Genomic DNA, 11,342 nt, shown 5'->3' with positions numbered 1-11,342 from the left:
AGACAAGAATGGAGTTCGTAGGAAGCCCCCACTTCAAAATCCGGAGGATTTAAGTGGTGGGTAGTTCACTGCGGGACTTTATCCAGGATAGATTTCAGGAAGTGGCCCGTATAACTTTTTTCACACTCTGCGATTTCCTCAGGTGTACCTGTTGCAATAATCGTTCCCCCACCGGCTCCACCTTCAGGTCCCAGATCTATAATATGATCCGCTACCTTGATGACATCAAGGTTGTGTTCGATAACAAGAACGGTATTTCCTGCTTCAACCAGTCGGTCGAGAACTTCCAGCAGACGGGCAATGTCATCGGCATGCAGGCCTGTCGTCGGCTCATCTAGAATATAGAAGTTGTGGCCATTCTGACGTTTATGCAGCTCACTGGCCAACTTCATTCTTTGAGCTTCTCCTCCTGATAATGTCGTAGCGGGCTGACCAAGAGTCATATAGCCTAAGCCGACATCAATAATCGTCTGAAGTTTCCGCTCGATTTTTGGAATATTAGAGAAAAAGTCGACGGCTTCTTCAATCGTCATGCCGAGCACTTCTGAAATATTCTTTCCTTTATACTTTATTTCAAGTGTTTCTGAGTTGTAGCGTGTCCCGTGACAGATTTCGCACGGAACATATACATCAGGCAGGAAATGCATCTCGATTTTCAGTATGCCATCTCCTCTGCACGCCTCACACCGTCCGCCCTTGACGTTGAAGCTGAAGCGTCCTTTTTTGTATCCACGCATCTTGGCTTCATTCGTTTTGGCAAACAAATCTCTGATGTCATCGAATACACTCGTATAGGTCGCCGGGTTACTTCTAGGTGTTCTTCCGATTGGACTCTGATCGATATCGATGACTTTTTCAAGCTGTTCATATCCTTTGATCGACTTATATTTGCCAGGACGAGCTTTGGAACGCCCTACTTCACGTGCCAGAGCCTTTTTCAGTATCTCATTGACCAATGAACTTTTACCTGAGCCGGATACCCCTGTGACGGCTGTGAATCGTCCTAAAGGAAAAGTGACATCCACATTTTTCAAGTTGTTTTCGGCCGCTCCTTTGATTTCAATCGTCCCGTGATCTTCGTGTCGTCGTTCAGCAGGGACAGGAATGGCTTTCTTGCCGGATAGATATGCCCCGGTGATAGAATCAGGATGCTGTTCGATTTCTTCAGGCGTACCCATAGCAACCACTTCTCCCCCGTTTTCTCCGGCACCGGGACCAATGTCAATCAGATAGTCAGCTGCCCGCATGGTATCTTCGTCATGTTCTACGACAACCAGGGTGTTACCAAGATCTCTCATTTTTTTTAGGGAATCGATCAGTCGGTTATTGTCCCTCTGATGAAGCCCTATAGACGGCTCATCAAGTATATAGAGTACGCCGGACAGATTCGATCCAATTTGTGTCGCAAGACGAATACGCTGAGCCTCTCCACCTGACAAAGTTCCTGCTTTTCTGTTCAAAGTCAGATAATCCAGACCGACATTACGAAGGAATGACAACCGGTCCTTGATTTCTTTCTTAATTGGGGCAGCGATTGTCGTATCTGTGTCAGAAAGAGAGAGCTCATCAAAAAAGGTGTGTGCTTTTTCAACTGAATAACTGCTGACATCTCCGATATCTTCTCCTCGAACCTTGACTGACAAGGCCTCTCTGTTGAGACGTTTCCCATGACAGACATGACATTCCAGTTCTGTCATATACTGCTGCATCTGATTGCGGGTAAAGTCACTGTTGGTTTCATGGTATCGTCTCGAGATGTTGTTCAGGACTCCTTCAAAAGGAATCATTGTGTCTCTTACACTTCCAAAATCATTTTTATAATGAAAATGGAATTTCTTGGTACCTGATCCATTCAATACGATAGTCTGTTTCTTCTTAGGCAGAGCCTCAAAAGGCACAGTTGTATCAATGTCAAAAGCATCACATGCCTGGGACAGCATCTGAGGATAATAATTGGAACTGATCGGCTGCCAGGGCAGTATCGCTCCATCATCCAGAGACAGGCTTCTGTCCGGAATCACAAGATCAACATCTACTTCAAGTTTTGTTCCAAGACCATCACATTCAGAACACGCACCAAATGGCGCATTGAATGAAAACAGTCTAGGTTCTAACGGCGGAAGAGTAAAGCCGCAGACTGGACAGGCATAGTGTTCACTGAACAGAATCTCTTCTTGATCGATGATATCAGCTATGACATAGCCGTCTGCCAGTGACAGCGCCGCTTCAACAGAATCAAACAGTCGGGAACGGATACCATCTTTTACTACGATACGGTCAATGATGACTTCGATCGAATGTTTTTTATTCTTATCCAGTTCAATCTCGTCGCCGATATCCATGACTTCGTTATCCACTCTCAGTCGGACATAACCTTCACTTTTGATTTTCTCAAGCACTTTTTTATGCTGTCCCTTTTTCTCTTTGACGATCGGAGACAGGATCTGCAGACGTGTGCGTTCTGGATACTCCAGTATACGATCAACCATCTGTTCGATGGACTGACTTGATATTTCAGTGCCGTCGTTCGGACAGATCGGCTTGCCTATACGGGCATACATCAGGCGCAGGTAGTCATTGATTTCAGTAACCGTTCCTACTGTCGAACGGGGGTTGTTACTCGTGGTTTTCTGGTCAATGGAAATTGCAGGACTGAGCCCTTCTATGCTGTCGACGTCCGGTTTGTCCATCTGACCTAAGAACTGTCTAGCATAGGCAGACAGCGACTCAACATAGCGCCGCTGTCCCTCTACATACAAAGTATCAAATGCCAGCGAACTTTTTCCCGATCCTGACAACCCCGTCATTACAACCAGTTTGTCTCTAGGAATCGTCACATCCACATTTTTAAGATTATGCGACCTTGCGCCTCTCACTTCTATTTTATCGTTTGCCATTCTATTGCCTTCCTTTGCCATTGATCTAATTTATCACGCTCATGGTATCTTTATTGTACGTTTTTCATTCTGAATATTCGACTATTTGACTTGGTCTGGCGGTACATAAAAAGGAAAGAGCGTACCCTTTCCTCCAAATTACTCTGATAGTATATCACACTCACTCTCCTAAAGCGAATGTTTGTTCTATATTATGGTGCTTGAGTATTTTTTCTGAAATTTTCTCAAGTTCCGACTGATTTGTAAATTCACCGCTGAGCAGATCAGGCAGAATTTCAGACAGAATATATTTTACAGAGACCATTTCTTTAAATTCCAGAATGGTATCAAGTGACTCCTGATAGATTTCAGTAAAGAGATTCTCTGGATTACCTTTCTGAATTTCCCCGAAGGACTCATATAAAAGATCGACCTTATCTGCAACTGACAGAATTTTTCCTTCAAGGGTATCATCTTTCCCTTCTTTCAAACGTTCATAGTATATCGCCTGAAACTCTTTAGGAATTTCCTGCTCAATGAAATGATGCGTCATTGATTCTTCTACGTTTGCCAGCCGCTCTCTTAAGTCCGGATCGGCATATTTGACAGGCGTTTTAATGTCCCCAATAAAAATCTCGGCGTAGTCATGATTAAGTGCTTTTTCATACAAGGCTTTCCAGTTGATTTCATTGCCGTGATATTCTTCTACTGTCCCCAGAAACTGAGCAATTTTTGTGACTTTGAATGAATGTGAGGCAACAGAATGTTCCTCGAACTTAAACTTTCCCGGGCAGCGGTATATTTTTTCCAGATCACTTAAACTTTTAAAATATTCATGCATTCCCATAATGTATCTCCCCCTGTTTGTGCCTAAAGTTACTTTATACTAACAACTATCTTACCCGTTTTCAAATCTTTTTTTCAGAATGTCAGCTGGGTCATAAACAAACTCGATTGTGCTGTGAGTAATATTCTTCTTGACCAGTTCCTGTCTGATGCTTGTCTTGACCTCTTCGAGTCGCTTCTGATCAGAGCAGCCTGTACTTAATGTGACTGTCAGTGCATGTTCCCGCCCGTCGATTGACCAGATATGAAGGTGACTGATATTCGTTACTTCTTCAGACCGTATGAGCAGCTCTTCAATTGTCGGCCTAGAGATATTTTTGGGTGTAGCTTCAAGAAAGACTTGAATCGTCTCTTTGAATAACGGCCAGGTCTTGATCATAATGAAGAGAGCAACCGCTACCGATAAAAGAGGATCAAGGTAATACCAGTCGGTAAAATGTAAAGTGACGCTGACTGCCAATACACCAAGCCATCCCAGTAAGTCTTCGATCATGTGCAGATTGATAAGGGATTCGTTATGTGAGTGTCCTTTACTCATGAGCCACGCAGCAAAACCGTTCGCTCCAATTGCAGCTATAGCGAGCCATAACATCCCCTGATAATTGACTGGTTCCGGCGAAAATATACGTGGAACAGAATGAAAAATAACAAGTGCAGACCCACCAATCAGAACAACAGATGTAAGCAGAGCCCCAAGAAGGGAAAAGCGCTGATGGCCGAAACTGTACTGGTCATTAGCTTCTTTACCTGATAGTCTTTCAAAATATCCTGCTGCCCCAACGGATAAAGCATCACCTAAGTCATGAACGGCATCACTAACGATGGCCATACTATTAAATAGAAAGCCAAAAATAAATTCGATAATCGAGAACATGAGGTTCAAATAGAAAACAACCGTGATTTTAGTTGTTGCTGACTGACTCTGCATGCCTGTCAGTCCATGATGATCGTGGTCGTGATGTCCATGCTGATGATCAGTTGAATCAGTCTCCTCATGACTGTCAATTAATGTCAGTTTATTAAACTCCAGTATTTTAAAAATTGCCTTTAGGTCCGCTTTACTTTCATCCACAGTGAGCTCTCTGTGATCATAATCAATGCTGACTGCTGCATCGTGCTGACTCGCATTGATTCTTGTCTCCAGTTCGGTACTGCAGTTCCCGCAGTGCAGTCCTTTGATCTTATACGTTATCATATGATTACCTCTTTTCATTTGCATGGGATATGACTTGTGTGAGTAAGTTATAGACATGGTCATCAGCTAGAGAATACACCCTTTTTCTGCCTTCTCTTCTAACACCTACAAGCCGGACATTTTTCAGTATCTTGAGCTGGTGAGAGAGCGCTGACTGTTCAACCTCAAGGCTTTCAGCCAGTTCAGTCACGCTCATTTCAGAATCAGAAAGTGCATAAATTATTTTCAGACGTCCAGGATCACTTAATGCTTTAAACAGATCAGTCACTTCGCTGATTGTTTCACCGGAAAGGGACATAGACATTCTCCTTTTACATAATACGTATTTTTTAAATATGAACAACTTTTCATATGTACATTTTACCATGTATTCGCAATTTATCAAGCCTTTAATAAACACGTCTGTAATAAAATATTCTCCGGTTCTATATTGCTCTTAATGTGCAGACAAAAACAGCACGGTCCTGACTTCCTGAATAACTGCAGGAAAGATCAGAACCATGCTGTTTTAATTTTATCTCAAATTGTCACCATTGAATCCAACCTGTGGACATCATTTATTTAACCAAACTAATTTCTTCCAGGAGAACAACACCGAGATCATGAGGATCGTTTTCATACAGTGCGGTTTCTGTCATGACCAGCTCACCATCAACACGTTTTATCTTAAGCTTGCAGTAGGAGCGGCTCAGAAAGAGGGATTCGGTAAAATCTTCCGCACGTTCAAGTTTTTTCTGGTTAGACTCCAGTATCGTATCCCCAATTTCAATGTCCATTTTTTCGGCAGGACTGCCGGGTCTTACGCCTACTACACGCAGGCCTTCTTCAGCAGGTCCAAACCGGAAGTTCCATTTCCTTTCCCGAAGTCTGTGTCTATAAAGCACAATCACTCCACCAAGGAGAAGGACAGCTAATCCTACAGCTGCTAGTTCAACCTGCCAGAAAGTTAGTGCAAACAGGATGACGCCTATGACGGATAAGCTGACAAAGTCTTTTACCAGCAAGTTCTTAGCCTGTGTCGGCATCTGAGCCTGTACTGTATACCTGAAGCCTACCAGAACAGGCAGGATCAGAAATGAATAGGGCTGACCGCCGATTGAAAAAACAGGCCACCAGTCAAACAGTTGGGTGAAGGTAGTCCCGGGAACGACAACCACTAGAGGAATCAGCCATAATGGTGTCATACGGTATCGGGCAACGAGTTTTCCTCGCTTCGTTTTCAGAAAGCGTGGAGTAAACTGATTGATTTTAGCTATATGAAGAGTAAGAATCGTGCTCAGTAAAACTAGGATAACCAGTCCCAATATCGGTTGCAGCCCCTGAAAAGACAAACTGTCTCCTTGTATGAGCGGGCTGTTGAACTGACCGACAATTACTGTGAGACTCATATTCTCTGGCACGAAAAAACCCAGAGCAAGAATCAGTAATGCTGAGAGACTGAACGTAAATACCGGATGAAGAAAACGGTAGCCGAAACCAAGCATGAGCAGCGTAACGATCTGATAGGCAATGATCCAGTCAAGACTGACCGGAAGTCCCGCAATGAAAGAAACAGCAGACAGGATGGCCCCTGGTATCAGTCCCCATAAGAAGAATCGCTTCAGTTCATAATGGTCCTTGTATATGCTTGCTCTTAATTGATGACGTGCGTACTTGAAACGTCTGCTCTTCGCTATAAAAACGAGTGCAATTCCGACAAGAAAGATCGGCTGTAAGATGAATAAAACTAGTGCGAGTAGAATATTTTGCAATACGGTCATGCTGGTCATCCCTTCTTTTCTTTCTCTTCATCATTTTATCATACCCACTTGGAAAATAGGGGCCTGTTCTGACAAAAACTTGAGGATAAATAAAAAAACCTTTCACTTATCGATAATAATCGATGAATGAAAGGTTTAAATAATTTATGGACGTCCAAAACCTGCTACATAGTTAGACCAGTAACCTGATGTAAATGAAGCTACTGCTACGCCAGTGGAAGTCTGTGCACCAATAAAGCGGCCCCCACCAAGGTAAATACCTACGTGGTCGACTGAACCTGACTGGTTGAAGAAAATCAGATCCCCAGGCTGCGCTTCTGACAATGAAACACGTCTGCTGGCTCCGAACTGTGCTGCTGCACTTCTTGGAATGCTTCTTCCAGCACGACGGAAAACAAACTGGGTATAACCTGAACAGTCGAATCCTGCAGGTGTCGTACCGCCATATGAATAAGGGGATCCTGTCAGACTATGTGCGTTACTGATCACCCCACCTGATGCGGCTGGTGCTGCAGGCTCTGCTTTTTCTTCAGCTGGCTTGCTGGAAGAACTAGTACTGACCTGTTCTTCCTCAGTCGCCTGTGACACATTGACTGGAGCCGCTGATTCAGCAGCTGTTCTTGATGTCTGAATTTCTTCCAGACGACGCTGACTTTCACGCTGCTGTGCTAAGAATGCTTCTCTTTCTTCTCTTACTTGGGAGCGTTCTGCTGCAATGGCAGCCATCATCATTTCCTGCTCGGCTTGATTTTCTTCCAGCTGAACTTTAGAATTTTCCAGGTTGGCAGCCAAAAGAGTCTGTTCTTCCTGTTTTTTGATAGTCAGACGTTCATTTGCTGCAATCAGCTCTTTGTCCTCTATCTGTTTTTCCATAAGATTCTGGTTCGCAGAAAACAGGGTGTTCACCACATCGATACGCCCGAACGCATCGCCAAGTGACTCGGAATCTAAAATAAATCTGAGAACATTTCCGGATTGTCCAGTGACTTGCAACGCACGAATTTGAGACTGAAGCTGCTCTTCTCTCTGTTCAATCTGTTTAGAAACGGTACTTATTTCTTTCTGAATTGCCTGCAGTTCGTCGGTTGTTTCCTGAAGCTGCTGAACCAATTCTTCAGCTTCCTTTTCAGTCGCTTCGATTTTTTCAGCAATTTCTTTCAGTCTCTGTTCTGCTTCTTCTTCCTTCGAATCAAGAGCGTCCATTTGTTCAGAGTAGTCCCCTTCTGTAAGAGGAGTAGCCTCTGCTTTAAACGGTATTCCACTCAACACAGTCATTCCAATTATCCCTGCTACAATCGCATTCTTAAATTTACTTCTAATATCCACGTCTGTCTGCCTCTTCTCTGCTATTTTGTTTTTATATGTACGAGAGGGAAGCCCCTCTCCTTAAATGATCTTAAACTTTCAGGAATTTTCTGATGGATAGTGATGATCCGACACTACCAATGACGACACCGATCATCAGAAGAAGTGCAACTAGCTGAATCAGGAACGGATTTGGTTCCAGTAAGGCAAAATAGGTTCCTGACAGATAAGTCATGATGGTATCAAATCCACTAAGATAAATATAAGAGATGATTGAAACTGGTATCAGTGCTCCGATAAACCCGATAAGCGCTCCTTCAATGAGGAACGGCCAACGGATGAACCAGTTTGTCGCACCAACTAGTTTCATGATCTCGATTTCGGTTCTTCTTGAGAAAATCGTCATCCTTATCGTGTTCGCAATTAGGAAGACAGCTGTGAAAATCAGTGCAACAATGATAACTGCTCCGACATTCCTCACAGTAGCCATGACTTCGAACAATCGGTCAGCCGTCGCACCGCCATAGTTTACATCCGCTACAAAGTTCATGTCTTCAGTCTGGTCAGCTACGTCCGATGTAACTTCAGGTGCTGCGGTATTGACGATGAACACATCGTGAAGCGGGTTGTCATCACCCTCAAACAGACCAAATTCGTCACCGTAACTTCCGATAACCTGACTCAGTTCGTCATCTCTGCTTGAGAATACAACCTGTTCCACTTCATCCAGCTCTTCAAGGTTCTGCTGCAGAGCTTCCTGATCTTCTTCTTCAGCTGCCAGATCGATATAAACTCTGACACTAACATCTTCTTCAACATCTGTTGCAAGTTTATTGACGTTCATCAGGATTGCGATGAAACTCCCTACAAGAAGCAGGGTAACTGCAACTGCACTGACCGCCGCGAAAGTCATCCATCCGTTACGTTTAATACTTTTAAATGATTCTTTAATATGTCTCCAGAATGTTCTAGCTTTCATATCCGTATCCCCCTTCTTCCTGGTCACGGGCAATACGGCCGTTTTCAACTGCCAGTACTCTATGCCTTACTCGGTTCACAATGTCACTGTTGTGCGTTGCCATGATGACCGTTGTTCCCCGATTGTTGATTTCTTCAAGCAAATCCATAATCCCCCATGCTGTTTCAGGGTCTAAGTTACCCGTCGGTTCGTCTGCGATTAGCACTCGCGGCATATTAGTAATTGCTCGAGCAATCGCTACACGCTGCTGTTCTCCACCGGACAGTTCATTTGGAAACATGCGAACTTTGTGTTTCAGTCCAACAAGATCGAGGACTTCCAGTACACGTTTCTGAATCTGTTTCGGATTTTTACCAACAACCTGCATCGCATAAGCGACGTTCTCATATACGGTCAGTCTTGGCAGGAGTTTAAAGTCCTGATAGACCACGCCGACATGTCTTCTGAGGAAAGGTACTTTCTTAGCTTTCAGTTTCACTAAGTCAAATTCCCCTACTTTTACATTTCCTTTAGTTGGAACTTCTTCTCTGTAAATCATTTTTATAAAAGTAGATTTACCCGCTCCACTTGGACCTACAACATATACAAATTCACCTTGGTCGATTCTTACATCGAGACCATTTATAGCAGTGATGCCATTAGGGTACTTTTTGTAGACATTAGTCATTTCTATCATTAAATAATCACCTATCTATTGAAATTTTAACTTCTTAACTTCTGGTCTGCTATGTGTGTGGCTTATTCCAGCCTTCATTAGTATATCATCGGGAAAACAGATGTCTGTTTTAAAACAATTACAAAAATATTTCATTGTAAGGAAATCGTATTATTATAGTGTAAATAACATGTTTTATATAACCTAATTCAACACACCTCCCCACTTTTAACTTTATTTTAATCATAAATGGGAAATTATATTATAAACACAACGGATATTCTTTTTTTTTGGGATTAACAAACCAAATCGTTTGTTACATACATAAATACACGTTTGACATATAATTATGTCCGATTTTTGACAATTCAGGACATATTGATAACTGTTCACTTGCTACCTAATAATACTTATATTAATGAATATTTAAATCAGGCGAGGAGTTCTATTTATCTTTTCAAATGCTGCTGAAAATGTCTGCTGTCCAGCCCTATAATTTTACTTAGTACTAAATTCTGAACAATAACAATAAAAGAATGATCCGATTTTCATCCGTACCATTCTTTTATATGCATATTTATCCCTGATTATAATAAACAGGTAATTTAAGAGCGATTCATTGAGGCTCGAAGATAAGACTCGATAAACGGATCCAGATCCCCGTCCATAACGGCATCAGTATTACCCGTCTCGTAATTTGTCCTGTGATCCTTCACCATCGAGTAAGGATGGAACACATAGGATCTGATCTGCGAACCCCACCCTATTTCTTTTTGTTCTCCTCTTATTTCATCCATTTCTTTCTGTTTCTCTTCCATTTCTTTCTGATACAGTTTAGCTTTCAGCATATTCATAGCTGTTTCTCTGTTAGCCAGCTGTGATCGTCCAGCCTGACTGGATGCGACAAGTCCTGTTTCTTTATGAGTGATTCTGACAGCTGACTCTGTTTTGTTGATGTGCTGTCCTCCTGCTCCACTCGCTCTGAATGTATCGACTCTTATATCATCCGGGTTGATCTCGATATCAATATCATCATTGATTTCAGGTGTCACATCAATTGAGACAAATGACGTGTGACGGCGACCACTTGAATCAAATGGAGAGATCCGCACTAGACGGTGGACCCCTTTTTCAGCTTTCAGCATACCATATGCATTCATTCCTTTAACCAACAGGGTCACACTCTTGATACCAGCTTCATCACCACTCTGGTATTCAAGCACCTCATAACTGAAGCCTTTCTTATCGATCCAGCGTGTATACATGCGGTAAAGCATTTCACCCCAGTCCTGAGATTCCGTTCCGCCGGCACCAGGATGAAGCTCGATAATCGCATTGTTCTTGTCATACGGCTCGCTAAGCAGCATATCCAGCTCAAACTGCTCGACTGCTTTATCAAGCTCTGATAATGTCATTTCTATTTCTTCTCTTATATCCGGATCATCTTCATCCCTTAGCATGTCCATTAGAAGTTCTACTTCTTCAGTTTTTGCTTCGAGTGATGCGAATGACTGGTATACACTTTTCACTTCATTTGCTTCTTTGATGACTTTCTGGGCAGACTCCTGGTTGTTCCAGAAATCGGGGTCCGCCATCATATGATCATACTCTGCTATATCTGTTTCCAGCGTCTCTAAGTCAAAGAGACCCCCTGAAGTCTTCAACCTTCTGTTTGGCTGAAGTTAATTTTTGAGACATTTCACTAATTTCCATAGTCATCCTCCAT

General features: G+C 42.8%; 9 protein-coding genes. All 9 read right to left on the bottom strand.

Annotated elements, in window-relative coordinates:
• Window positions 1–65: 65 nt before the first annotated feature.
• A complete protein-coding gene (gene uvrA / locus ABFX15_RS10030; RefSeq protein ID WP_346025280.1) occupies window positions 66–2,897 on the bottom strand; it encodes an excinuclease ABC subunit UvrA in 2,832 nt (943 codons plus the stop codon).
• Window positions 2,898–3,057: 160 nt separating this feature from the next.
• On the bottom strand, window positions 3,058–3,723 hold the full coding sequence (locus tag ABFX15_RS10025; RefSeq protein ID WP_346025279.1) for a YfbR-like 5'-deoxynucleotidase: 666 nt from the start codon (window positions 3,721–3,723) through the stop codon (window positions 3,058–3,060).
• A 51-nt stretch (window positions 3,724–3,774) separates the two neighbouring features.
• Complete coding sequence (locus tag ABFX15_RS10020) at window positions 3,775–4,917, bottom strand: cation diffusion facilitator family transporter (RefSeq protein ID WP_346025278.1); 1,143 nt, start codon at window positions 4,915–4,917, stop codon at window positions 3,775–3,777.
• Window positions 4,918–4,921: 4 nt separating this feature from the next.
• Entirely contained in the window at window positions 4,922–5,215 is a 294-nt protein-coding gene (locus ABFX15_RS10015; protein ID WP_346025277.1) for an ArsR/SmtB family transcription factor, read from the bottom strand.
• Window positions 5,216–5,474: 259 nt separating this feature from the next.
• On the bottom strand, window positions 5,475–6,677 hold the full coding sequence (locus ABFX15_RS10010) for a PDZ domain-containing protein (protein WP_346025276.1): 1,203 nt from the start codon (window positions 6,675–6,677) through the stop codon (window positions 5,475–5,477).
• A gap of 144 nt (window positions 6,678–6,821) precedes the next feature.
• Window positions 6,822–8,003 (bottom strand): C40 family peptidase, encoded by a 1,182-nt coding sequence (locus tag ABFX15_RS10005; protein ID WP_346025275.1) that lies wholly within the window; start codon window positions 8,001–8,003, stop codon window positions 6,822–6,824.
• Window positions 8,004–8,073: 70 nt separating this feature from the next.
• On the bottom strand, window positions 8,074–8,961 hold the full coding sequence (gene ftsX / locus ABFX15_RS10000) for a permease-like cell division protein FtsX (RefSeq protein ID WP_346025274.1): 888 nt from the start codon (window positions 8,959–8,961) through the stop codon (window positions 8,074–8,076).
• Window positions 8,951–9,637 (bottom strand): cell division ATP-binding protein FtsE, encoded by a 687-nt coding sequence (gene ftsE, locus ABFX15_RS09995; RefSeq protein WP_346025273.1) that lies wholly within the window; start codon window positions 9,635–9,637, stop codon window positions 8,951–8,953. The genes ftsX and ftsE overlap by 11 nt, the downstream gene beginning before the upstream one ends.
• 584 nt (window positions 9,638–10,221) lie before the next feature.
• Window positions 10,222–11,329, bottom strand: a protein-coding gene (gene prfB, locus ABFX15_RS09990) for a peptide chain release factor 2 (protein ID WP_346025272.1) whose coding sequence is annotated in 2 segments (ribosomal slippage) — window positions 10,222–11,256 and window positions 11,258–11,329 — 1,107 coding nt in all. Because the reading frame shifts where the segments join, the coding sequence is not laid out codon by codon here.
• Window positions 11,330–11,342 lie beyond the last annotated feature (13 nt).

It is taken from the genome of Alkalibacterium indicireducens (genome assembly GCF_039522005.1).
GTDB classification, from domain to species: Bacteria; Bacillota; Bacilli; order Lactobacillales; family Carnobacteriaceae_A; genus Alkalibacterium; species Alkalibacterium indicireducens.
This window is presented reverse-complemented; position numbering and strand designations above follow the sequence as displayed.